This is a genomic window from Lentzea tibetensis (genome assembly GCF_007845675.1).
GTDB classification, from domain to species: Bacteria; Actinomycetota; Actinomycetes; order Mycobacteriales; family Pseudonocardiaceae; genus Lentzea; species Lentzea tibetensis.
In genome coordinates, this window is record NZ_VOBR01000010.1 from 189,067 (window position 1) to 213,082 (window position 24,016).

General features: G+C 70.0%; 17 protein-coding genes. 7 read left to right on the forward strand and 10 right to left on the reverse strand.

All coding sequences use genetic code 11. The annotated features are described in order from the left end of the window. Positions 1–7 precede the first annotated feature (7 nt). Entirely contained in the window at positions 8–1,459 is a 1,452-nt protein-coding gene (locus tag FKR81_RS18030) for a sugar transferase (protein WP_146353323.1), read from the reverse strand. Between the two features lie 463 nt (positions 1,460–1,922). Beyond that, positions 1,923–2,138: an RNA-binding S4 domain-containing protein gene (locus tag FKR81_RS18035; protein ID WP_146353221.1), complete on the reverse strand. Its 216-nt coding sequence runs from the start codon at positions 2,136–2,138 to the stop codon at positions 1,923–1,925. Between the two features lie 130 nt (positions 2,139–2,268). Between FKR81_RS18035 and FKR81_RS18040 the strand changes: the two genes are divergently transcribed. Further along, positions 2,269–2,925, forward strand: a complete 657-nt coding sequence (locus FKR81_RS18040; RefSeq protein WP_146353222.1) for a DUF2306 domain-containing protein — start codon at positions 2,269–2,271, stop codon at positions 2,923–2,925. 72 nt (positions 2,926–2,997) lie between these two features. Here FKR81_RS18040 and FKR81_RS18045 read toward each other — a convergent pair whose 3' ends face one another. Then, positions 2,998–3,207: a hypothetical protein gene (locus FKR81_RS18045; protein ID WP_146353223.1), complete on the reverse strand. Its 210-nt coding sequence runs from the start codon at positions 3,205–3,207 to the stop codon at positions 2,998–3,000. A 225-nt stretch (positions 3,208–3,432) separates the two neighbouring features. Here FKR81_RS18045 and FKR81_RS18050 point away from each other — a divergent pair, with 225 nt between their 5' ends. After that, on the forward strand, positions 3,433–4,986 hold the full coding sequence (locus FKR81_RS18050; protein ID WP_146353224.1) for a hypothetical protein: 1,554 nt from the start codon (positions 3,433–3,435) through the stop codon (positions 4,984–4,986). Here the strand turns inward: FKR81_RS18050 and FKR81_RS18055 are convergent. After that, positions 4,983–6,596, reverse strand: coding sequence for an SLATT domain-containing protein (locus FKR81_RS18055; protein ID WP_146353225.1), 1,614 nt, complete (start codon positions 6,594–6,596; stop codon positions 4,983–4,985). The genes FKR81_RS18050 and FKR81_RS18055 overlap by 4 nt on opposite strands. Beyond that, positions 6,593–7,828 carry a DUF4231 domain-containing protein gene (locus FKR81_RS18060; RefSeq protein WP_328593147.1) on the reverse strand — a complete coding sequence of 412 codons (1,236 nt, stop codon included), beginning with the start codon at positions 7,826–7,828 and terminating at the stop codon, positions 6,593–6,595. Before FKR81_RS18060 ends, FKR81_RS18055 begins: the two co-directional genes overlap by 4 nt. A gap of 100 nt (positions 7,829–7,928) precedes the next feature. On the opposite strand from FKR81_RS18060, the gene FKR81_RS18065 reads away from it, so the two are divergent. Together FKR81_RS18065 and ku are read left to right on the forward strand one after the other, a co-directional pair. Further along, on the forward strand, positions 7,929–9,311 hold the full coding sequence (locus FKR81_RS18065; protein ID WP_146353227.1) for an SDR family NAD(P)-dependent oxidoreductase: 1,383 nt from the start codon (positions 7,929–7,931) through the stop codon (positions 9,309–9,311). 95 nt (positions 9,312–9,406) lie between these two features. Next, positions 9,407–10,138, forward strand: coding sequence for a non-homologous end joining protein Ku (gene ku / locus FKR81_RS18070; RefSeq protein ID WP_146353228.1), 732 nt, complete (start codon positions 9,407–9,409; stop codon positions 10,136–10,138). A gap of 1 nt (position 10,139) precedes the next feature. Here ku and FKR81_RS18075 read toward each other — a convergent pair whose 3' ends face one another. After that, entirely contained in the window at positions 10,140–10,832 is a 693-nt protein-coding gene (locus tag FKR81_RS18075; protein ID WP_146353229.1) for a heparin lyase I family protein, read from the reverse strand. Positions 10,833–10,895: 63 nt separating this feature from the next. Continuing rightward, positions 10,896–13,766 (reverse strand): AfsR/SARP family transcriptional regulator, encoded by a 2,871-nt coding sequence (locus FKR81_RS18080; RefSeq protein WP_186763025.1) that lies wholly within the window; start codon positions 13,764–13,766, stop codon positions 10,896–10,898. Between the two features lie 113 nt (positions 13,767–13,879). On the opposite strand from FKR81_RS18080, the gene FKR81_RS18085 reads away from it, so the two are divergent. Together FKR81_RS18085 and FKR81_RS18090 are read left to right on the forward strand one after the other, a co-directional pair. Beyond that, positions 13,880–17,143, forward strand: a complete 3,264-nt coding sequence (locus FKR81_RS18085) for a TM0106 family RecB-like putative nuclease (RefSeq protein ID WP_146353324.1) — start codon at positions 13,880–13,882, stop codon at positions 17,141–17,143. Between the two features lie 244 nt (positions 17,144–17,387). Further along, positions 17,388–17,963: an LPXTG cell wall anchor domain-containing protein gene (locus FKR81_RS18090; RefSeq protein ID WP_146353231.1), complete on the forward strand. Its 576-nt coding sequence runs from the start codon at positions 17,388–17,390 to the stop codon at positions 17,961–17,963. Positions 17,964–18,132: 169 nt separating this feature from the next. Here the strand turns inward: FKR81_RS18090 and FKR81_RS18095 are convergent, their stop codons facing one another. Both FKR81_RS18095 and FKR81_RS18100 read right to left on the reverse strand, forming a co-directional pair. Beyond that, entirely contained in the window at positions 18,133–18,909 is a 777-nt protein-coding gene (locus FKR81_RS18095) for a PIG-L family deacetylase (protein ID WP_146353232.1), read from the reverse strand. 168 nt (positions 18,910–19,077) lie between these two features. Further along, the gene (locus tag FKR81_RS18100; RefSeq protein ID WP_222598309.1) at positions 19,078–20,868 is read right to left on the reverse strand and encodes a S8 family peptidase; all 1,791 of its coding nucleotides are present in this window, start codon (positions 20,866–20,868) and stop codon (positions 19,078–19,080) included. A 185-nt stretch (positions 20,869–21,053) separates the two neighbouring features. Here FKR81_RS18100 and FKR81_RS18105 point away from each other — a divergent pair, with 185 nt between their 5' ends. Further along, entirely contained in the window at positions 21,054–21,983 is a 930-nt protein-coding gene (locus FKR81_RS18105) for a LuxR C-terminal-related transcriptional regulator (protein ID WP_186763026.1), read from the forward strand. A gap of 45 nt (positions 21,984–22,028) precedes the next feature. Here FKR81_RS18105 and FKR81_RS18110 read toward each other — a convergent pair whose 3' ends face one another. Continuing rightward, a complete protein-coding gene (locus FKR81_RS18110) occupies positions 22,029–23,903 on the reverse strand; it encodes a S41 family peptidase (RefSeq protein ID WP_146353234.1) in 1,875 nt (624 codons plus the stop codon). Between the last annotated feature and the right edge of the window lie 113 nt (positions 23,904–24,016).

Below are 24,016 nucleotides of genomic sequence, written 5' to 3' on the forward strand. Positions count from 1 at the left end.
TTCTCCATCAGTAGGCCCCCTGACCGCCGAACACGGCGCGGAAGGTCTTCCACAAGATCACTGCGTCGAGCGCGAGCGACCAGTCCTCGACGTAGCGCAGGTCGAGCCGGACGGCTTCCTCCCACGGGAGGTCGCTGCGGCCGCTGACCTGCCACAGGCCGGTGAGGCCCGGCTTGACGAGCAGCCTGCGCCGGACATCCGGTCCGTACTTCGCGCTCTCCTCGGGCAGCGGTGGCCGCGGGCCGACGAGCGACATGGAGCCGCCGAGCACGTTGAACAGCTGGGGCAGCTCGTCGACCGAGTAGCGCCGCAGGAACGCGCCGACCTTGGTGATGCGCGGGTCCCTGCGCATCTTGAACAGCAGGCCGGCGCCCTCGTTCAGGTTCGCGAGCTGGGAGCGCAGCCGGTCGGCGTTGGTGACCATGGTGCGGAACTTGATGATCGTGAACGGCGCGCCGTCCTTGCCGACCCTGCGCTGGCGGTAGAACACCGGCCCGCGGCTGTCGATCATGACGAACGCGGCGACGCCGAGCATGAACGGTGCGAGCACGATCAGCAGGAACGCGGCGCCGACCCGGTCGACCGCGCCCTTGATGACGCGGCGGAAGCCGGTGAACGCGGGTTCGCTGACGCGCAGCAGCGGCATGCCGAGCACGGCGCTGACGTGCAGGCGGGGTCCAGCGACCTCCATGAGGCCCGGAGAGACGACCATCTCGGTCCCGGTGCCCTCGAGGTGCCAGGCGAGCTCCTGCAGGCGCCTGGGCGTCCAGTAGGCGTCCGGGGTGATCGCGACGACGCGGTATCCACCGCGCCTGACCTGTTCGGCCAGTCCGCGCAGCCTGCCGACGACCGGTACTCCGTCTACTTCGGGTCCCGCGGTACCTCGACCGTCGATGGTGCACACCGCGTCCACCCGCCACCCGAGGTGCGGGGCGCGGCGCGTGCGTTTGATCAGGTCTTGGACGGTGTCGAGGTTGCCTGCGGCGAGTACGGAGAGGAGGCAGCGGCCCTCGTTGCGGGCGCGGTGCAGCGGGCGGCGGAGCAGGTAGCGCGACGGAAAGGCGACCAGAGCGATCACGGGAACGACGACGAACACCCAGAGACGGGCGCCGGGGATGCCGACTGCCAGCGCGCCCAGACCGAGCGCGACGACGGCTGCGAACAATCCCCGCCCGAGTCTTCGAAACTCCTCCGCGCCCTGACCGAGGACGACGGGATTCCACACGCGGCCCATGGCGAGCGCACCGAGTACAACGGCGATGGTGACGAGATCGAGAACGGCGATCGAGAACGGAGCGAACGACGCGTGCCGGTGGTTCATCAACGCACCGACAGCGAGTACGACACAGAGAGTGGACAGAACGTCACTGGCGATAACGGCATGGCGGTAGCGCACTTCCCATCGCGCTACCGGCGGATGGGTCTGTCTGTCTTCTGACAAGTCGAGCGTGGTGTGCATCACGCTCGTAGCGCGGACGGAACGCGCCTGCTCACTCATCGTGTGATCTCCCCGGTTCCAGCGGCAGATTCAGGACGTGTTGCTACGCAGGTCGCCCCCGAGGGACCTTTTTCGGTACGACTTTGACCGGTGATCGCGCGCTCCGGCCGAGGCTTGCATCCAGGGATTCGCCGAACTCCCCGCAGGCGTTACACGGCCCGTTAGGCGGTAAGGAAAAAAGTCCTGCCGACGTGGACCACTGGGAGGGAAACCCGTGCGGGCAAGACGATTTGGGTTCGTCCAATTGGGACGGTAATCACGATGCCACTAGCATCGAAAAAACGAACGACTCCGTTACACAGCGCATCCGTTTGTCTCAGCGCGGTCCACCATAATGGACCAAACAGAGGCTTATGGCCCTAGCGAACAATCAGCTAATACGCATCCGCGTACCGCCGTTCGGACTAATGTCCACACGCGACTTTCAGCCGCGGATCGACACCGAGACCTCCTGGTCGCCGACCACGATGACGTCGCCGACGCGCAGCTGAGCGCCCCTGCGGTTCTCGACGCGGCCGTTCACGTGGACCTCGCCGTCCTCGATGAGCTCCTTGGCGTGCACGCCGTCCTCGACGAGGCCGGCGAGCTTCAGGAACTGCCCGAGCCTGATCGGCTCCTCCGAGATCTCCACGGCGCGCATGCGTCCATCTTCCAGCATCGGCCTCTTGACAGCGGGCGTGGGTGCCGTTCGCGGGTAGGGCTGACCCCACCGCCGGTTCGGGGGACGACACCAGCGATCAGCGGAGATCAGGCTGGCAACGTCCTCACCCATGACAACCACCGCCGTCAAGCCCTCTGCGGGCACGCGCACACCGCGAAGAACATCGAGGGGCTACTTCGTCTGGCTGACCGTCGCGGGGCTGCTGTGCGCCGCCATGACGGCCTACGTCGCCGTCAGGTACCTACCGCCGGACCTCGACAGCACCGAGGGGATCGCGCGGGGCCTGGTGCACCACGTCCTGCTCGTGGCGCACATCCTCACCGCCACGATCGCGGTGGCGATCGGCCTGGCGCAGTTCTGGCCGTGGCTGCGCAACAACCACCCGCGGGTGCACCGACTGGTCGGCAGGCTGTACCTGTTCGCGGGTGTGCTGCCCTCGGCCGTGTTCGGCGTCGTGGTGGCGAACCTCTCGCTCAACGGGCTCGCGGCGTCCGCGCCGTTGTCGCTGCTGAGCGTGCTGTGGTTCGTCACGGCCGTGCAGGGCTTCCGGGCCGCCCGTGCGCGCGACTACCGCGCACACCGGGTCTGGATGATCCGCAACTTCGCGCTGACCGCCGCCGCCATCACCGGACGGCTCTGGGGGCTCACGCTGGCGGTCACGATCGGGGGTGAACTCGTCTTCGCCACGGCGAACTGGCTGTCGTTCGTCGTCAACCTGCTCGTGGCGGAGTGGTGGATCCAGCGACGCGGCCTGAAAGCGGCCTGAGCTGGGAGAACTGGTTCGAACTGGGGGCGCGGCGGCGCCGGAGTGCTACGTCCGGCGCTACCGCCGCCTTGGTCAGACTCGCTCGACCGTCTTGCCTTCCTCGGCCGTCAGACCGAGCATCTCCAGCAGGTCAGCGCAGTCCTGCGCGTCCCATGAGTGGCATGCGACGGTTCGGGCCGCCTTGCCGTTCTGGATGTCGGTGTGAACCTTCTCGAGAGCGCGTGCCTCGGCGAACCTGCCGGTTTCCGCTTCGGGGGAGAAAGCGGGTCGTGCCCAGGTCATGTCCTACCTGCTTCCGCTCGGGGGATGCGGTCATCATTACAAGCGCAAACGGGAAACACCAGCTTGAGTGCACTAGGTAGTCGCGCGTCTACGCGCAGTGCACCCCCTGTTTCGTGGTTCAGCGAACCCGTGACGGCCGTCCACAGTGGACTCCATCGCCCGCTTCCGCCGACCGGCTGATAGCCTCACCCCCAGCCGCCGCAACGGCATTCGCTGGAGAGCGACATGAAACGTGCGGTTGTGCTGGCGGTGGCGACACTCCTGATGACCACCGGAACCGCGGTCAGCGCGGAGAGCAAGTACATACATCTCGGTCCGGACGGCAAACTCGTCTACGTCCCCTATTCCAACGGGGACCGAATCCCCGACTTCTCCCGCGCCGGATACGGCGGCGGAGGCGTCGCGCTGCCGGAGGCGCCTGTCAGGCAGACGGTCACCCCGGCGAGCGGCGACGACGGCGCCCGCATCCAGCAGGCGATCAACGCGGTGAGCGCGCTGCAGCCGGACTCGTCCGGACTGCGCGGCGCGGTGCTGCTGAAAACGGGCGTGTACGAGGTGGCGGACGCCGTCACGATCAGGACGAGCGGTGTCGTCCTGCGCGGCGAGACCGGCACGGTGATCAAGGCGACCGGCACGAAGGTGCGCAGCCTGATCAACCTCAGCGGCGTGGACAACCGCAAGGAGGTGGCGGGGACGCGCAAGGCCATCACGGCGAGCTACGTGCCCGTCGGCACGCACCGGATCAAGGTGTCCGACGCGTCCGGGTTCAAGCCGGGTGACGACGTCGTGGTCGTGCGCACCCCGAACCAGCAGTGGGTGGACGCGACGGGCACGGACTCCTGCTCCACCAAGGGTACGTCGTACGACACGTCCGATGTGGATGGTGTCACTTGCCTGTCCGGCACGGCGTGGACGCCTGCCGCGCGCACCATCCACTACGAGCGCCGCGTGACCGCCGTGTCCGGCAACGAGATCAGCGTCGACTCCCCTGTCGTCGAGGCGATCCAGTCCGAGTTCGGCGGCGGCGCGGTCTACCGGTACACCTTCGCGGGCCGCATCCAGAACGTCGGCGTCGAGAAGATCGCGGCCGAGTCGGCGTTCTCGTCGGCCACCGACGAGAAGCACGCGGACAAGATGATCTCGCTGTCCGCCGTGGCGAACGCGTGGGTGCGCGACGTCAGCTCCCAGTACTTCAGCCAGGGCACGTTCTACGCGTCCGGCAAGTCGAAGCACGTGACGGTGCAGGACTCGAAGTCGCTGGACCACAAGTCGCGGATCACCGGCGGCCTGCGCTACCCGTTCCACCTGGGTGACGCCACTCACGTGCTGGTGATGCGCTCGCTCGCCAGCACCGGCAGGCACGACTTCGTGACCGGCTCGAACACCCCCGGCCCGAACGTGTTCCTCGACAGCCGCGGTGAGCAGTCGCACTCCGAGCTCGGGCCGCACCACCGGTGGGCGACCGGCGGCCTGTTCGACAACGTCGTGCACAGCAGCGTCAACGGCAACCAGATCCTCGGCGCCTACAACCGCGGCAACTACGGCAGCGGCCACGGCTGGTCAGGCGCCTACCAGCTCTTCTACAACTGCACGGGCGACAAGCACAAGCTGGCCAGCCCGCCGCACGCGCGGAACTGGTCCATCGGCACGAAGTCGAAGTCCCGCGAGGGCAACGGCGACTTCGACTCGCACAACACCCCGGTGACGCCGAGGAGCCTCTACCTGCAGCAGCTGCAGGACAGGTCGGGCCCCTCGGCGTTGCGCAACATCGGGTACTAGCGCCCGTAGCGGAAGACGGTCTCGACCTCGGTGACGAACGTGACGAGCTGCTCGTCGTCCACGTCCTCCGGGGTCGGGCCGTCGGCCGCGAGCTTCTGCAACGAGGTGACCGTCGCCGAGTACTCGCGGGCGAGCCTGCGGAACCCGAACGTCGACTCGTAGGCGGCCACAGCCGTTGCCAGCGCGGCGAAAGCCGTGGCGAGGAACGCCCACAGTGGACGCCGCGGCCCGTCGGCCATGCCGATCGCCCCGAACGCGGCCGCGCTGATGAACAGCGTGGCCGTCATCGCGACCGTCCACGTGCGCGCCGCCGCGTACCGCGACCTGCCCCGCTCGAAGTGCTCGAGACGGTCGTGGAAGCGGTGCCTCAGGTAGGCCTGGACGAACTGGGCCTGCCGCTGCTTGGTGCCTCCCGCGGGCCTCGGTGCCTGCCTGCTGGGTGCCGGCGGGGCGGTGGTGTGCGGAGGTGCCACGTGGAAGCCGCCCGTGTGCGGGCCTGCGGCGTGCTGACCGGCCGCGTGCTGAGGCGTGTGCTGGCCGGGGGACTGACCGGCCGCGTGCTGCGGCGTGTACGGGGCGGTGGGCTGACCAGGTGCGGGGATGCCGCGCGGGGGCGTCCGGAGGTCGGTCGCCCTCGGGCCTGGTGCGTGGCCGCCGGTGGTGTGCGGGCCTGGGCCGCGGAGCTCCGCCCCGACGGGAGCGGATCCCGGGGTGCCGGCGGGAGCGCGGGTACCGGGGGCGCCAGGTCCGCGAGAGCCAGCGCCGGACGGACCCGCCCCAGTGGAGGCTGGCTCGGCAGGAGCAGCTCCGCGGGAGCCGGTCTCAGCAGCAACTCCGCGAGAGCTGGCCTCAGCAGCGCCAGATCCGCGGGAGCCGGCCTCGGAGGCGCCAGGACCACTGGTCCCAGCCTCAGAGGCACGTGAGCCGGCCTCGGCAGGAGCAGCTCCGCGGGAACCGGCCTCAGCAGCGCCAGGCCCACGTGAGCCTGCCTCAGCGGCACCAGATCCACGAGAACCAGCGCCAGCAGGGCCAGATCCGCGGGAGCCGGTCTCAGCAGCGCCGGGCCCGCGGGACTCGGCTGCAGCCGAGCTGGTCGCCGAGGTGTCACCGGCTCGTCGAACACCGGACACCGGCCGGGTGATGACGGTCTTGGCCTCAGCCGCACTGGTCGCGGCCGCGGTGGCCCTGGTGGCCGGGGACTTGGTGTCAGCAGCCTTGGTCTGCGCGGGCTTGCTTTCGGCGGCCGCGGGCTTGGTGTCGGCAGCCTTGTTTGCGGACTTGCTCTCGGCAGCCTTGGCCGCCGGCTTGGTGTCGGCAGCACTCGCGGCAGTCGTGGACTCGGCCTCGACGTCGTCGGCCTTGTCGGCGCCGTCGGCCTTGCTGTCCGAGACCTCGGCATCCGAGGTCTCGGTGCCGGAAGCCTCAGTCGCTTCGGTCTCCGCGGCCTTGGGGTCCGCGGCCTCCTTGCTCGCCGGCTTCGCGCCGAACGCCTTGGCCACAGCCCTCTTAGCAGCGGAGGCACGAGTCTTGGGCGCGCTCGTCTCCTCCGCACCAGCGGCGGCGTCCGCGTCCTGCGCGGCCTCCGCCGAGGTCCCCTTGCGCTCGCTCACGGTCGCACCACCTCGTGCCTGCGGTCGGACACGGCAGTCTCCAGGTCGCGCACGTTGTCCTGCCGCTCCTCGTCATCAGCGGGAGCGGGAGCGGCGAGGTGCGCGAAGTACAGGGCACGCAACCGCTCCGCACGCGCGCGGGCGGTGAGGTACCGGTCGAGTGACTCGCGTTTGCGAGCCACGATCGTGATGACGGCGGCGAAAGCGCCGCCTGCGACGACGAGCACGCCAGGCCACGGTGTGTCGCGCAGCCACGTCTGCAGTGCGCCGAACGTGGTGGTCGCCAACCCGCCCGCGATGGCGAGAACGGTGAGCAGCCGGTACCGGTTCTGCTCGCGCTCGGCCTCGGCGTCGAGCTCGTGGAACACCGGTGCGACGACCTGGTTGGCGTCGTGGATCGCGTCGGCCAGCGCCGGGTACGCGACGACGAAGCCGGGGTCGACGAGCGGGCGCTGCTCGGGGGTCCTGAAGCGCAGCCGCGGCCACACGGGTGGCGGGGGCGTGCGCGGGGAGTCCTTGCCCAGCAACCGTTCCAGCTCGCCGACGATCTTCTCGGCGCCCTCGTCGACGTGCACGACGTGGACCTTGCCGCTGCGGACCAGCACGGCGAGGTCGCCGGTGATGTTGCCGGTCGCGATGCGGTCGGCGAGTCCCGTGGTGCCCGCGATGACGAGCAGCGGGTTGTCGCCGCCGAGGTGGTCGACGACGCAGGTCTCGGCGATCGACTCACCGCCGACCAGTACCGCGACCACGGGACGCTTGCGGCGGATGGCGTCCACGGTGCGGAAGTAGACCGGTGTCGCGTCCGTCCACTCGGAACCGGGCACGACGATGGCGACGTCGTGATTGGACTCGAGTTTCACCTCGCCGTTCGCGGGTGGCGCGTCCTCCGTCGCCACCTTGCTCGACGGCACGACGCCGACGCTGAACGGCCAGCGCAGCTCGCACGCTTCGAGCGCCATGCCGAAGAGGTGCACGACGCCGCGGTCGGCGCCCTCCGTGACGAACGCCGCGTCGTGCCGGGACGCGCTGACGACGACGGATCTCAGCACTGGAAGTAGGTTCGCGGCGAGATCCGTCCCAATGTCCTCTGTGGTGCCGAACAACGCGACCACCGTGCGGCCTCGGGGAAGTCCGAGGGAGCGGGGCCGGATGTCGGCGTCCGGCTGGGCAAGCCGTTTGACCGTTGGGCCGCCTGCTTTGGGCATGGGGCGCACCATAACGGCCATCATGCTGGGAAACCAGAGCCGTTCAGTCCTCTGGTTCCTACATCAACTGAGACAAAGGGGCCCGCGGTCAAAACCAGCACGTCACTGCACGTAAAATCGGTCCATGACCTCGATCGACCCCGGACAGTTGGACATCTGCCTGCGCGTGCTGGCGGAGGTCGAGGAGCTGCCTGCCGAACACCCGGACGCGGTCCGCGTGCGCCTCGCGACGGCGCGGATCTTCAAGGCCGCGAAGAAGTTCCGCAAGTCCGAACGGCGTGCGGCGGTCACCGAGGCCGACCGCGCTGTGACCGCGCTCACCGCCACCGGCTCGCCGGAGCGCATCGACGACGAGACCCAGGGCCTGCCACTGGTGTCGAACTCACCCGGCGCCTCCGCGGGCACGCTGCTGCGTGCGCGTTCCTGTTACACGTGCCGCAAGAGGTACGTCGAGGTCGACGCGTTCTACCACCAGCTGTGCCCGGCGTGCGCGAAGTTCAACCACGCCAAACGAGACGCGCGCACCGACCTCTCCGGACGGCGGGCGCTGCTCACCGGTGGCCGCGCGAAGATCGGCATGTACATCGCGCTGCGGCTGCTGCGTGACGGTGCCCACACCACCATCACGACCCGCTTCCCGAAGGACGCCGCGCGCCGGTTCGCGTCGATGCCGGACGCGCCGGAGTGGCTCGACCGGCTGCGGATCGTCGGCATCGACCTGCGCGACCCGGCGCAGGTGCTGGCGCTGTCGGACTCGGTCGCCGAGCAGGGCCCGCTCGACATCCTCATCAACAACGCGGCGCAGACAGTGCGCCGCTCCCCCGGCGCGTACGCCCCGCTCGCGGCGGCCGAGTCGACGCCGCTGCCGTCCGGGCCGATGCCGGAGATGATCTCGTTCGGCGGCCTCGGCCAGCTCGCGCTGCCCGGCACGGCGGTTCCCGAGGCGCACGCGGTGACGACGCTGGCGTTGATGGCGGGCTCGAAGGAGATCGACGCGGGCGGTCTGGTGCCGGACCTGCACGACGTGAACAGCTGGACGCAGCGGGTGGACGAGGTCGACCCGGTCGAGCTGCTCGAGGTGCAGCTGTGCAACATGACGACGCCGTTCCTGCTGGTCTCGAAGCTGCGACCGGCCATGGCGGCGGCGAAGGCGCGCCGCAAGTACGTGGTGAACGTGTCCGCGATGGAAGGCCAGTTCAGTCGCGTCTACAAGGGCTCGGGGCACCCGCACACGAACATGGCGAAGGCCGCGCTGAACATGCTGACCCGCACCAGCGCCGAGGAGATGCTGACGACCGACGGCATCCTGATGACCGCCGTCGACACCGGCTGGATCACCGACGAACGCCCGCACCCGCTCAAGATGCGGCTCGCCGACGAGGGCTTCCACGCGCCGCTGGACCTGGTCGACGGCGCCGCCCGCGTCTACGACCCGATCGTGCGCGGCGAGCTGGGCGAGGACGTGTTCGGCTGCTTCCTGAAGGACTACGCACCCGCCCCCTGGTGACACACGTGTGTCGAACACTCACACGGCCGCACCCGTCTGAGTTGTTTCGTCACACATGGGTGCGACACTGACCTGCACGGCGTACGAACAATGTCATGAAGACTGTGTGGCGGGGGGCGCTGTGGCTGGGCGTCGCGAGAATCGCTGTCCGGATGGTCACGGCGACGGAGGACCACCGGGTCCACTTCCACCTGGTGCACCGCGATGACGGCGGCCGGGTGCGGCACCACCAGGTGTGCGAGGTGTGCGGTGAGCGGCTGAGCGCGCCGGACATCGGACGCGGCTACCCGCTCGACGACGGCCGGATGGTCGTCATGGAGGACGCGGACTTCGCCGGACTGCCACCCGCCGCCGACCACGCGATCGAGGTGCGGCAGTTCGTGCCGGACGACGAGGTCGATCCGATCCTGCTGCGCCGCAGCTACTACCTCGAACCGGACGGCGCGGCCGTGCGCCCCTACATCGTGCTGCGCGAGACGCTCGCCAGGTCCGGCAAGGTCGCGGTGGCGAACATCGTGCTGCGGTCCCGCTCGACGCTGGCCGTGGTGCGCGCCCGCGGCGACCTGCTGGTGCTGCAGACGATGCTGTGGCCGGACGAGGTCCGCCCGCCCGAGTTCCCGTTCGTCGCACGGGACGTCGAGCTGCGGACCGCCGACCTGGCCTCCGCCGCGGCGCTGGTGGAGTCGATGACCAGGCCGTTCGAGCCCGCCGAGCACACCGACGACTACCGCGACGCTCTGCTGCGCACCATCGAGGCCAGGACGGCCGACCTGCCGATCCCCACCCAGTCGACCCGCTCGCCCGACCTGGTCCCCGACCCGAAGTAGGTCACCAGTTGGCGGGCTCCGCCAGTGCGTAGCTCGACGCGATGCGGTGCTGGTCGTGGAAGATCGACAGCGTGCTCTGCCCGGCGGGCTTGCCGTTGCGCCACGCGGTGGCGTAGATGCCGGACGACCAGCGCATCGTCTTCGACGTCTTGGGGAGCACGGTCTGCGTGCGCGAGACCTTGCGCTCGCCGTTGATCCACACCTCGAACTTGCCGGTGTCCTTCTCCAGCTTGAACCGGGTGACGACGCGGATCCACTCGCCGCGCTTGATCTTGCCGACGGTGCCGGAGATGCCGCCGGAGCCGCCGTAGCGGATCTCGTCGTTCTGCACGAACATCAGCAGCCACGGGCCTTCGGGGTCCTCGGGCGACCACTGCTGGAACGTGACGTTCTGGTTGTGGAACTGCCAGTTCGCGGGCAGGAAGACCGCCTGACCGTAGTAGCGGTCCTGGCCGACGGACTGGGCGCCGCGGTCGATGGTCTCCGAGTGGTAGCCACCTGTCTCGCCGATGTAGGTCTGCTTCGACTCGATGGACGTGGTGCCCTTGTACTTCACCGAGGTGACGTCGCGGATCGTGCCCTGCTTCTGCGTGTAGTGGTAGTCCCAGCCGGCGAGCTTGCCGTCGTTCTCGAAGTACACGCCGGGTGGCGCGGGCGCCAAAGCAGCCACCAGCGCAAGTGAGAGCGCGAACATGTTGCCTCCACTGTGGTCCGTGGCGGCGGCACGTGCCCACCATAGACAGAAACGGCGTGGACGTCAGCCCGGCAGGCGCAGGACGCCCATCTCGGCGCACAGCTCGTCGGCCTGGCGCCGGTGGCGGCGTGCGACGGCGCCGTCGAGCAGGTCGGCGAGGCTGTCCAGCGCCCACGCCTGCTCGATCCGGTACTCGATGCGGGACGCGATCTCCAGCGCCCGCCGGTGCTGCACCACGGCCTCGTCGAGGCGGCCGTCGGCGCGTTCGATCGCACCGAGCACGTTGTGCGCGGTGCTCAGGTGATCGCGGCTCGCACCGTGGCCGAGCGCGGCGAACGCACGGCCCGCGAAGTCACGCGCACGCGGCAGGTCACCGGCCCTGCGCAAGGCGTCGGCGGTCTTGATCAGCCCCCGCATCGCGTAGTGCGTGTTGCCGATCGACTCGGCCAGCGCGACGCCCTCGTGCAGCAACGCCAGCGCCCGGTCGTGGTCACCGAGCCTGCTGAACGCCGCTCCCAGTCCACAGAGGACGGATGCTTCCTCGCCGCGCTCGTTGATCTCCCTGCTGCGCACGAGCGCCGTCTCCAGCTCGACTCGCGCGGCCTCCGGATCGCCGAGTGCCAGGTGCACCCTGCCGACGTTGGCGATGCCGATGGCGACGAACCGGTGGGAGTGGATGCGCTGCTGGATCGCCAGCGCTGTGCGGTAGTGCTCCAGCGCGTCGCCGAACCGGCCGAGCCGGTGCGCCACCATGCCCAGCACGGCGAGCGTCGTGCTCTCCCGCAGCACGTCACCCAACTCCCGTGCGACGTCGAGCACCAGCCGGGCGTTCGCCTGCGCCTCCCGGTACCGGCAGCGGCTGTAGCCGATCACCGTCATGTTGTGCAGGCACGCCATCTCGGCCACCCGGTCGCCGAGCCTGCGGGCCGCCGCGAGCGCGGGTTCCTGCAGCTCGACGAGGTCGTCGAGGTGCTCACCGATGATCAGGCTGTGCCCGATGTCGCGCAGGAGCCCGCAGGTGTGCCGGTCCGACCCCGACTCGGCGGCGTACCTGGACGCCGCGACCAGGTTCTCCCGCTCGGCGGTGAACCACGCCATCGCGGTGACGTCGTCGGGCAACGGCGGCACGTCGCCCGGCACGTCGTCGACGTCCGGCGGAATGGACTCCCTGCCCGGTTGCACGAGGTCGGCGGCGAGGTGCGCGACGTGCAGGTAGTAGTCGAGCAGCCGGTGCACACCCGGCTCCGGCCCGAGCGAGCGGGCGTACTCGCGCACCAGGTCGTGGAACGAGTAGCGGTCGCGCACGCGCCGCACCAGCAGGTGGTGGTCGAGCAGGTCCTCCAGCACTTCGCGCGCGTCGTGGAACGCGGTCCCGGCGAGCGCCGCCGCGGCGTAGAGGTCGAAGTCGACGCCGGGGTGCTGCCCGAGCAGCCGGAACATCGACTGCTGCTCGGATGTCAGGTGGTCGTACGACACCGCGAACGCGGCCAGCACGTCCCGGTCGCCCGCCTTGAGCTCCACGAGCCTGCGCAGCTGGGCACCGAGCCGCTCCACCAGGTCACCGACCGTCCATCGTGGACGGTGGGCGAGCCGGGCGGCTGCGATGCGCAGCGCGAGCGGCAGCCGTCCGCACAGCTCGACGAGCGACGCCACCTCGTCCGGCTCCTCCGCGGCCCGCGCGCCGAGGATCTCCGCGACCAGGTCGCGCGCCTCGGACTCGGTCAGCACGTCCAGCGACAGCTGCGCGGCGCCGTCGATGACGAGCCTGCGCCTGCTCGTGACCACGGTCAGGCAGCCGGGCGCGCCGGTCAGCAGGGGGACGACCTGCTCGGCGTCCACCGCGTTGTCGAGCACCACGACCGCCCTGCGCGCGGCCATCTCGGCGCGCCAGGCGGTGATCCGCTGGTCGAGCTCGCCGGGCACGTCGGCGGGCGGCACGCCGATCGCGCGCAGCAACGTGTCCAGCGCGGCGAACGGCGACACCGGTCCACGGCCGGGAGTGAACCCGTGCAGGTCGACGAACACACGCGCGTCCGGGTAGCGATCGCCCAGCCGGTGCACGGCGTGCACGGCCAGCGCGGTCTTGCCGACACCCGCCATGCCGTCGACCACGACGACGACGGCCTCCGCACCCAGCCGCGCCAGCTCGCCGGTCCGGCCGGTGAAGTCCGGCACGTCGAACGGCAGCGCCACCCGCGGCCGCACCGGCCGCTCGGCGGGAGTCGTTGCCGGCGAAGGAGTATCGGTGCGCAGGATGCGCTCGTGCAGCGCCCGCAGCCGCGGACCGGGGCCGATGCCCAGCTCGTCCGCGAGCAGCGCGCGGGTCTCCTCGTAGCGGCGCACCGCGTCGGCCTGGCGCCCGCAGCGGTGGAGCGCGAGCACCTCCAGCGCGACCAGTTCCTCCCGCAACGGGTGCTCCGCGACCACGGCGGACAGCTCGTCGGGCACCTCGTGGTGGCGACCGAGGTCCAGCGACTCGGCCGCCCACTTCTCCGCGACGGTCAGCCGTTCCGCGTCGACATCGGTGCCGATGCGCAACAGCACCTCCGAGTCGCCGACACCGGACAAAGCGGACCCGCGCCACAGCCGGAGCGCGTCACGCAGTTCCTCGGGAGCGGTCGCGGCGCGCACCAGCGCGCGGAACTCGTGCAGGTCCACGACGGACGGGTCGACGTCCAGCGCGTAGCCCGCGGAGCGACGGCTGATCGGGAACCCGGCCGGCCCCAGCACCTCGCGCAGCCGCGAGACGTGCTCGTGCACGTCATCCGGCCCAGCGTCGCCCCGCAGCGCGCCGGCCAGGCGCTCCACCGGAACGGCCTCACCCGCGTCGAGCGCGAGCATCGCCAGCAGACCTCGCCGCACCGGCGGCCCGATGGGCAGGCGCTCTCCGTCGAGCCACACCTCGACCGAACCGAGCACCCCCACACCCCGCACCCCGACACAATAGGTCGTGCGCCCCCGGCGACATCCCGGTGCGGGCCCAATGCGCGGCCGGCCGGGGCTCATCGTGTAAGCACCTGAGCATGCTCATGAGCTCCGACGGCCTCGTGGTCTCCCCGACGGACCTCGTCGACCTGCTCGAGTGCGAGCACCGCAGCGCGCTCACGCATGCGCTGGCCTGCAACGTTCCCGACGCGCCCCGGCCGGGCTCCAGGCCGGACGCGGTGGTGACCAAGCACGGCGTCCAGCACGAGCAGAACGTCCTCGAGCAGCTCAAGGCCACCTACGACGTCGTCGAGATCGGGCAGCCCGCCCCGCACCCCGACGCGCTGCGGGCGGCCGCGAAGCAGACGCTCGACGCGTTGAACAGCGGCGCACAGGCCGTCTACCAGGCCGTCTTCTTCGACGGCAGCTTCTACGGCCGGGCGGACTTCCTCATCGCGGGCGCCGACGGCCGGTTCGAGCCGTACGACACGAAGCTGGCGCGGCGGGCGAGCCCGTCGGCCGTGCTCCAGCTGACCGCGTACGCGAGCGCGCTCGGCGAGTACGCGGGCCCGGACATGCACCTGCTGCTCGGCGACGGCACCCAGCACACCTACCGGGTCAACGACTTCCGCCCGCTGCTGACCAGGCTGCGGCGCAGGCTCGACGAGCGGCTGGCCAAGCCCGCCCGGTTGCCGGACCGGCTGTGGGACGACGAGCGCCCGGCGTGCGCGACGTGCCGGTTCGCCCAGCACTGCGCGACCGGCCGCGACACCGGCCGCGATCTGTCCCTGGTCGCGGGCATGCGGTCCGACCAGCGGCGCAAGCTGGTGTCCGCGGGCATCGCGACGATCGACGACCTGGCCGTCGCCGAGACGCGGCCGCAGAACCTCTCCCCCAGCAGCTTCGAGTCGTTGCGCGCGCAGGCGAAGCTCCAGGTCCAGCAGGACCGCACGAACAAGATCAGCTACGAGGTCATCGGCCCGGACGCGCTGGCCGAACTGCCCGCGCCGAGCGAGGGCGACGTCTTCTTCGACATGGAGGGCGACCCGTACGTCGGGCTGGAGTACCTGTTCGGCGCGCTGACGCCGGACCGGGTGTTCACGCCGTTCTGGGCGCACGACCACGCCGAGGAGAAGAAGGCTTTCGAGTCGTTCGTCGACCTCGCGGTCGGCAGGCTCGCCGAGCACCCCGGCGCGCACATCTACCACTACGCGCCGTACGAGCTGAGCGCGTTGAAGCGCCTCGCGGCCGTGCACGGCACGCGTGAGTCCGAAGTGGACGACCTGCTGCGCGCGGGAGCGCTGGTGGACCTGTACGCGGTGGTGCGCAAGGCGTTGCGCGTGTCGCAGCGGTCGTACTCGATCAAGTACCTCGAACCGCTGTACATGCCGTCCCAGCGCGAGGGTGACGTGAAGACGGCCGTGTCGAGCATCGAGGCGTACGAGAACTACCTCACGACGCGCGATCCCGCCGTGCTGGACGAGATCGCGGACTACAACGAGTACGACTGCGTGTCCACCCTGGAGCTGTACCGGTTCCTGCTGCGGGTCAGGGACGAGCAAGGCATCGAGCCCGTGGTCGTCGTGCCCGACGTCGCGGTGGACGAGGTGGCGAAGCAGAAGGCGCTGGAACGCGCCGAGCAGATCGCCGCGCTGGTCGAACCGCTGATGGACGCGGGCCACGACCTGCTCGCCGCGTCCGTCGGCTACCACCGCCGCGAGACGAGCCCGGCGTGGTGGGACTTCTTCCGACAGGCCAACGCGCCGCTGTCCGATCTCGAGACCGACAGCGCGTGCGCGGTGCCGCTGTCCGTGCGGGCCGACGAGTGGGTCGAGCCGACCGGGCGGGCGAGGACCACCAAGCGCGCGCTGACGTTGCGCTGCGACCCGGACCGCCCGCACCCGTTCACGAGCGGCGAGGAGATCCGCCTCCTCTACCCCGGTCACGTCACCAGGTCCGCGAAGGTCAGCGACGACGGCCCGAGCGAGCTCGTGCTGACCGAGAGCGTCAAGCCCGGTGAGACCACCACCGAACTGCCGATCGCGGTCCTGCCCGGTCCGCCGGTGCGCCCCCAGCCGAAGGACGAGGCGGTGGCGGAGCTGGCGGAACAGGCGGTCGCGCTGCTGCCGCTGCTCCCCCAGAACCCCGGCATCGACCTGCTGCTGCGCACCCCGCCGAGGCGCGCGCTCCCTCAGGACGACGACCTGGTGCAGGCGGTGATCAAGGCGGTCGACCAGCTCGACGGCGGCACGCTCGCCGTGCAGGGACCGCCCGGCGCGGGCAAGACCTACCTCGCGGGCAGGCTGATCACGCACCTGGTCGCGCGGGGCAAGACGGTCGGCGTCACGTCGAACAGCCACAAAGCCATCGAGAACGTGCTGGGCAGCGTCGACCCCGGCATCCCGATCGCCAAGCGTCCCAAGGGAAAGGCCGTCGAGGACTGCGCCTGGGAACAGCCGAAGGACAACGGCGCGCTGGTCCGCTGGCGCGCCGAGCACCCCGGCGGGCACCTGGTCGGCGGCACCGCGTGGACGTTCGCGAACGCGACCCTGCGCGCCGAGCCGTTCGACGTGCTGATCATCGACGAGGCCGGCCAGTTCGCGCTGGCGGACGCCGTCGCCGTGTCGACCTGCGCGCACAACCTGGTCCTGCTGGGTGATCCGCAGCAGCTGCCGCAGGTCGTGCAGGGCACCCACCCGGCCGGTGCGGACGCGTCCGCGCTCGGGCACCTGCTCGGTGACGCGGACGTCATCCCGCCGCACCTCGGCTACTTCCTGGACGAGACCAGACGCATGCACCCTGCCGTGTGCGGGCCGGTGTCCGAGCTGTCGTACCAGGGCCTGCTGCACTCGCACCCCGTCGCGTCCACGCGCGGCGTCTCCGGCATCGACTCGGGGATCTACCTGCGCGAGGTCGACCACGAGCACAACATCACGTCGTCGGCCGAGGAGGCCGACGCCGTGGTCGACACGGTCCGCGCCCTGATGGGTCGCGAGTGGACGGACGGTTCGGTCACTCGCGAACTGACCGACGCCGACGTGCTCGTCGTGGCGCCCTACAACCTCCAGGTGCGGGTGACCAGGCGACGGCTGCAGAAGGCCGGGTACGGCGACGTGCGCGTCGGCACCGTCGACCGGTTCCAGGGCCAGGAGGCACCGGTCGTGATCATGACCATGACCTCGTCGTCCGCCGTCGACCTGCCGCGCGGGCTGGACTTCCTGCTGTCGCGGAACCGCCTCAACGTCGCGATCTCACGGGCGCAGTCGGTCGCGGTGATGATCTGCTCACCGCGACTGCTGGACGCCGACATCCGCGGAGTCGACCAGATGCGTCTGGTGGCCGGAACCATAGGCCTGATCGACCACATGCGACCGTGGCCGTTCTGAGTTCCGCTACTCGCATACGTTTGTTCCGAGCGTGCGGTTCAAGTTTGTTTGCATTCGATCATGACGTTCGCAAGTGGACGAACCTCGCTGATCAACATACATAGAACGCGACCTGAGTGTTGCCAGACGGTGACCTTCCGGAACCTGAGCGTTGCTAGCGTGCCGTGATCCGATTCACCCTTACGGGTGATTCGGTTTCTTTGTGCTCGATCCGCCATGCGACAACCAGAGCAGGAGATCACCTATGCCAGGCAGAGTTCTCGGCGCCATCGCGGTCGCGGCGACCGCGGGCCTGACCGTCCTGGCGCTCGCCATCCCGGCGAGTGCGCACACACCGGACGTGAAGGCCAGCTGCGTCAAGGACGAGGCTGTGCTGACAGTCAATTTCAAGGCCTACGCCCCGAAGGAGCAGAACACGATCCTCGTCAAGGACGGGGAGACGGTGCTCGAGGAGGCGAAGTTCGGCGAGAAGTTCTCCAAGACCTTCAAGAAGCCGGGCGACGTCGAGCACACGTTCACCATCGTGGTGAAGGCGTACGACAGCAGCAAGTACGACTACAAGAACACGGTCAAGACCGAGAAGTGCGTCAAGACGCCGCCTCAGACGGTCTCGACTCCGCCGTCGCAGACCAGCAGCAGTGTCCCGGTGCCCTCGTCCGAGACCACTGCTCCGAGCACGACCGTTCCCGCTCCCCCCGCCGGCGCCGAGCCCCCGCTCGCCGCGACCGGCGCGTCCACCACGTGGACGCTGCTGGCCGGACTCGGCCTCGTCGGCGCAGGTGCTGCGGCGCTGATCCTCGTGCGCCGCAAGCGCGCCTGACGCAGTTGATCTGCAGCAGTCGATCTGCGGCAGGACGCAGTTGAACTGCAGCAGTTGAACTGAAGCAGCACCCGGAGGGGGCGTTCCCAGCCAACGGAACGCCCCCTCCGGCGTGTCACAGCGACAGTTGGGCGCACGAGCCGGGGTGTCCGGAACGCACGGCACGAGCTCACAACTGCAGTTCGGTCTCCCTCGTGCCGGTGGGCACCGCCCCCACGCGGATGAAGCATTCGGTGCCGAACGCGAAGGTGAACGCCTCGTCGGGCATCGAGAGGAACATCGACTCCTCGCCGATCTGGCTGGCGTGTGCGCGCATCGCCGCGCGCTTCGGGCCGAGGAACCCCGTCACGTCCACGGCCGTCGTGATCTCCGCGCCGGGCTTGCCGAACTCCGTGACGTCGTCCGGCACCTCCTCGCCGTGTTCCTCGGCGTAGCGCAGGATGCCCTCGCGCATGCGGTCGCGGTCCATCGTCGCCTGGTACACGGCGGGCGTCCCGGCCAGCTCGGCCGCGCGCACGCCGACCCGGTGCACCTGGATGTGGTCCGGGTGCCCGTATCCGCCGTTGTCGTCGTAGACGGTCAGCGCCGCCGCGTTCTCCTCGCGCAGGATCGCGGCCAGCTTCTCGGCCGCCTCGTCGACGGGCGCGGTCCAGAACGAGCCCTCCCGCGAGTTCGTCGGCTCCCCCATCATCCCCGAGTCGAGGTAGTCCAGGTACTCCACGCGGGCGACTCCGAGCAGGTCAGCGGCCTTCTGGGTCTCCACGACCCGGCGTTCCCACAGCTCTTCGCCCTCGTCGAGGAACCCGTCCGGCACCTCGCCGACCTCACCCCGCGTGGCGACCACCAGCACCACCCGGTGCCCCTCCTCGTACGCCTTGCGCATCACGCCACCGGTGTTGATGCACTCGTCGTCCGGGTGGGCGTGAAACGTGACCAAAGTTGCCATGCGTTCGACGTTACGCCCGAGCACCGACAGAAAATCGGCCCCGGCGGGTCCGCGCCCGTCGGGGCTGGGGCGCGAACTCGCCGGGGCCGAAGTGGTGGGAGCGAGGGAGCTGCCGCTGTCGCAGGCCGGCGGCAGCCCCCTCACATCACGCTCGGCAGCGTGAGGTTCCTAGAGGGTGAGGTTCCAGGAGTCGATGTACCCGGTGTCACCGGAGTAGACGTCCTGCACCCGCAGGGTCCACGTGCCCGCGGCGACCTCCGAGGAGGCGTTCACGGTGTACGTGGCGAGCACGTCGTCCGCCGAGTCCGAAGTGGACGAGTTCTTCACCCGGTACGCGGTGCCGTCCGGCGCCACGAGGTCGATCACCAGGTCGCCGCGGTAGGTGTGCTTGATGTCCACACCGACCTTCAGCGCGGCGGAGGCGTTGCCGGACGCGGTGACCGCGATGGTCGACGACACCGTGCCGCGGTCGACGATCGTCACGTCCGCGGTGTTCTCCAGCGCGCCACCGGGCGGCGTGGTGCCCACGGCCGCGACGGTCTTGGCGGCGTCAGCCAGGCCGGTGCCGCAGCTGTTGCAGGTGCCGGGGATCGGGCGCGTGTTGTTCTTGATCAGCGTCTCGATCTGGGCCGGCGTGAGCGACGCGTCCTTGGCCTTGACCAGTGCGGCGAGACCGGCGATGTGCGGCGCGGCCATCGAGGTGCCCTGGTAGGGCTCGTAGTTCTCGGCACCGGGCGTGGTCGCGCCGTTGTTCAGCGTGGACCAGATGCCGTTCTGCGGCGTCGTGATGGTGCCGGGCGTGTCGGTGCCGCGGCGGGTCTCGCCGCCGGGAGCCGCCACGTCGATCTTGGCGCCGTAGTTGGAGTAGAACGCCTTGTTGCCCTCGCGGCCGAGCGCCGCGACGGTGATCACGTTGTTGCAGTTGGCAGGCGTGAAGTTCGCGACGTCCGCGTTCGAGTTGCCCGCTGCCACGACGACGGTCGTACCCCGCGAAACGGCCGCGTTGATGGCGTTCTGGTAGGTGGACGAGCAGGCCGCCTGACCGCCCAGCGACATGTTGATCACGCGCGCCGGGGTGGCGTTGGCCGGGACACCGGACACGGTGCCGCCGGACGCCCAGTTGATGGCGTCGGCGATGTCGGACGTCGCGCCACCGCACTGCGCGAGCACGCGCAGCGGCTGGATCTTCGCGTTGTACGCGATGCCCGCGATGCCCTTGGAGTTGTTCGTCGCCGCGGCGATCGTGCCCGCGACGTGCGTGCCGTGCCAGGACGAGTCCTGGTCCTGCGCCGGGATCGGGTTGCCGAGCAGGTCGGTGCCGCAGTCGCCGCGCTTCATCCAGTCGCCCGCGTCGGCCGGGTTGTCGTCCCGGCCGCCGCCGTCACGAGCCCGCGCGGCGTCGGACACGAAGTCGTAGCCCGCCACCACGTTGGGCGCGACGTCGGAGTGCGCGACGTAGCCGGTGTCGATGACGGCGACGGTCACGCCGGTGCCGGTCGACGAGCTCCACGCGCCAGGGACGTTCATGCCGGCGGTGGCCTCGAAGAGGTCCCACTGGCGCGAGTACTCGGTGTCGTTCGGGTCGGCGAACGGCTGCATCAGCAGGTCCGGCTCGACGTAGGCGACGTCCGGGTCGTTCTTGAACGCCTGGATCACCGAGTCGGCCGAGGTGGTCTTGCCACCCAGGTCGACGACCGCAGCGCCGGTGGACATGCGGCGGTTCAGGGTCTTGCCCTTCGCGCGGGCGTCGTCCGCGGCAGCGGAATCGGACGAAGCCTCGGCGGTCCCCGGCTTGTAGCCGACGATGAGCCGCTCGAACGGGCGAGCGGTACCGGACTGGGCCGCGGAGGTGGTCGCGTCCGGTTGTCCAGAAGGCGTAGCGGTGGCGGGTAACACCACGCTGAGCACGGCGGCGGAAACAGCCGCGGCGCACAGGCACGTGCGTCGCAATGCGTTCACTGGAGCAGTCCTTCCACGCAGGGCCTCCGCGGTGCCGTCAAGGGCGTCAGGGATCTGATCCGGCTGCGGAAGTGCGCAGAAAGTAGGCAGGTGTGAACGGTGATTAACAGAGCTGAACGCGGCAGTTTCGCGACAGTTGCGTGTTCCCGCCACGCCCGCTGAGCCGAATGGCCCAGAATGTTGCGGTGTTCGAGCACCTGGGCGTCACCGCCGAGCAGTCCGCCGTTTACGAGCTCCTGGTAACGGGAGGCAGCCGCACCACCGACGAGTTGTCCGGTTTCGCGCCCGAGACGCTGGCCGCGCTGCACGACCGCGGACTCGTGCAGCAGCGCGCGGGCGACGTGTGGCAGGCGGTCGCACCGGACCTCGCCGTCGAGATGCTCATCGCGGCGCGCGAGGAGCAGCACCAGAAGGCCCGCGCCGCGGCCGGTCCGCTCATGGAGCTGTACCTGCGCAACCGCGACGAGGACCGGGAGGAGAGCGGCGTCGTCGAGGTCGTCACCGGGGTCGACGCGGTGCTGGACCTGTGGCGCACGCTGCTGTCCGGCGCGCGCAGCGAGGTCTGCGTGCTCGACCAGCCGCCGTACCTGTCGCCGCAGGAGCAGCACGTGGCGCTGGAGGACGAGACGCGCAGCCGCGACGTGGAGTGGCGGGTCGTGTACGACCGGTCATCGGTCGACCTGCCCGGCCGGGTCGCGGAGATCGTCGAGCTCGTCGCGTCCGGCGAACGGGCCCGCGTCACGCCGACCCTGCCGTTCAAGCTCGCGGTCATCGACGCGCGCGTGGCGGTGCTGCCGATCGCGGCCGACGGCAAGATCGACAAAGTGCTGCTGATCCGGCCGTCGCCGCTGCTGGACGTGCTGCTGTCGACGTTCGAGCTGTACTGGGACAAGGGAATCCCGTTCAGCCCCGGCGGCATCTACGCGACCGTCGAAGACGTGGACCCGCACCTGCTGGCGCTGCTCGCGGCCGGGCTCACCGACGAGGCGATCGCGCGTCAGCTCCGGCTCGCGCCGCGCACCGTGCAGCGCCGCGTCCGGCAGCTGATGGACCGCTGCGGCGCGCAGACGCGTTTCCAGGCAGGCGTCCAAGCCATGCGCCGCGGCTGGTTGTGACCAACAGCAGCGAAGGGGAGCCCGGCGCGGGGGCTCCCCTCCACCTCAGCCGGTGACCTTGCGCGCGGCCACCAGCTTTCCGCTCGAGAAACCCTCGACGCGGAGTTCTTGACCGGTCCGGACCTCGACGGTGTGCGCGCCGTCGGTCACGTCCTGGGTCGCGACTGGCCTGCCGTCGACGTACAGGTCGACCCGGTCCAGGTTCACGGTGTCCAGCGACGCCGTGGTGCCCGACCACGCGACGCCCAGCCGCCGCACGGGAAGCGCCTTGAGCAGCTCACCCGCCTTGTTCAGCAGGTCGACGTTGCCGTGCAGCACGTCGTCGCCGGTCATCTCGTGCACGTCGGTCGGCCGGACGCCGAGGTCCTCGACCGGTGTGCCCGCCAGCTTGCCGACGCGCAGCGTGCGCCGGATCGACACCCGCATGTTCGCCTTCGCGGGCAGTTCCTTGTACGGGGACAACGGATCCGGCGCCGGGATCTTCATCAGCGTGGCGAGCAGCCCGTGCGTCCACACGTTCGCGCCGCCCGCTCCGGTGTTGTCGTCGACGCCGAGGATCGGACCGATCTCGTGGTCCGCCCAGCCCGCCGCGAAGATGTCCGTCGCCGAGTAGCAGCGCGCGTCGGTGACCAGGACGACCGGGCCGTGGTAGGTCTGCCCCACCGAGTTCGCGTCCTCCTCGGGCGTGATCGAGTGGGCGCAGGAGAACGTCGCGCCGGTCTCGGTCGACTCGTCGAGCGACGGGAACCACGGGCCGAGGTCGAGCTGCTTGGTCGGGTTCTTCGCGTGCCGCTGGCACACCTTCAGGTTCAGGGGTGTGCTGAGGAACTGCACGGGCTCGGGCTGGATCCGGCGCGGTGTCATGGTCTGCAGCGTCATCTCGCTCGCGAAGATGTGCCCACCGCCGTTGCCGCGCACGTCGACGATCAAACCGTTCTGGGGCAGCAACGCCGCCAGGCGCACGAACTCGTCGCGGAACGCGTCCGGGTCGTTGACGCTGAACGTGAAGATCCGCAGGTGCCCGAACGTGCCGTGCGGCGTGATCACCGGGCGGGCCCGGAACACCCGCGGCATGGTCGTCGGCACGTCCGCGTCGGCGACGGCCACCGGCTCGGCGCCTTCCTCCATCTCCGCCACGACCGGTGTGTACAGCAGGATCTTGGCGCGGCCCTTCTCGTCCGAGTCGATGTCCACGCCCTGCGCGGCCGACGACATCGTGAGCTCGTTCGGGTCGGTGAGCGGCGGCGGGTTCGCCGCGACCTTCCACTCCTCCTGCAACGTGTGCTTCTTGCCGTCCAGACCGCGGTAGGTGACGGTCACCCAGTCCTCGTCCGGCGGCAGCTGGATGACCAGCGGCCGCAACGTCAGCGACTCGAGGCCGCGCGCCAGGTTCGCCGCGCTGTTGCTGCCCGCGAACCGCGCGCCGTTCACCGCGACGGCGCGGTCGATGGGCGTGCCGTTCCAGTGCGTGACCTCGGCGCCCGGCTCGAACCCCGGCGCCTTGAAGCCGTCGACCAGGCGGGCCACGAGGTACTTCTCCTTGCCGCCGACGAGGCACTTCTCGAACTGGAACGGCAGGAACGCGCTCTTGCCCGCGAACGGCGCGGGCAGCAGGTAGTTGGTGTGCAGGTCGCGAACCGAGTGGAAGGTGGTCGACATCTCGCGGTGGAAGAGCCACTCGTCTTCCATGGTCTCGTCGGTGAGGCGCTCCAGCCGGGTGCGCAGAACTCTCAGCCGCTGCACCGGGTTCACCGCGTGCATGGCGATCTTCAGCGGCAGGTGCGCGTAGTTCTGCTCGATCAGCACGAGCGCCTGCTCGACGATGAGCTTGCGCTGGGCGAGCGTCAGCGTGCCCTCGGTCGCGCGGAACTCGGCGAGTCCGACGGAGTCGGCCAGGACGGGGTTGATGGTTGCGGTCATCGCGGGGCCTCCTTTCCCAGTAGAGGCCTCAGAACACCGCTGGATACAACAAACTTCACCCGAATGGCCGCTAACTGGTGGCTCCGTATGCGCGACTACCTGGTAAGACCAAG